The organism is Pseudomonas sp. MF08875, assembly GCF_059862525.1.
Window position 1 is genome coordinate 1 of sequence record NZ_JCBCUW010000145.1, and the last position, 589, is coordinate 589.

A 589-nucleotide genomic window follows, 5' to 3' on the forward strand; every position below is an offset into this window, starting at 1 on the left:
ACCGTCGAAGCCGTCAATCGGACAGTAGCGAGGATCAATCTACGCCCGCGCAAGCGCTTGGGCTGGAAGACGCCGTACGAAGTGCATACAGGGGTGAGCGTTGCACTTATGTGTTGAATTCAGGATTTTTATACGAAAATGCAACAGCGAGCTTTTTACACATTTACAAATTTTGGTGGAAAAATTGGAGTTTTTTCTGAGTTCGACAAAGCGCTTTATTTAAAGCACCGGCAGGCGGAAGTCGATAGGCTGGAGAAATACCGCATAGACAATAAAGAAAACGCCTTTGCCGCAACTTTCGTATATAGCTTTCCCAATGAAAGCTCATTTCTGGTGAAGTATGGAGATTCAAGTTCGATGGAAATTGAATCCTCTACCTATGACGCAGGCAGGTATTACACTTATGAAACTTATGAGCCAGGAAATGTGGACGAAGCAACAGCAACCAAAAAATATGAAAGTTTTGCTAAAAACTTTCGCCCCCGCGCCCTTTACGAAATCCCCAATGAAAAAGGCGTGTGCATACCCTATGGCTTTATTAAAAGCGACACCCCTCAAGATCGAGTGATTTCCAGCGCCATGCGCTTGA

The 589-nt window shown here is 44.8% G+C and carries 2 pseudogenes; both read left to right on the forward strand.

Annotated elements, in window-relative coordinates:
- Positions 1–117: pseudogene (locus AC19YT_RS28370) on the forward strand (IS30 family transposase); the annotation flags it as partial.
- A 21-nt stretch (positions 118–138) separates the two neighbouring features.
- Positions 139–589 (forward strand): annotated as a pseudogene (locus AC19YT_RS28375) (hypothetical protein); the annotation flags it as partial.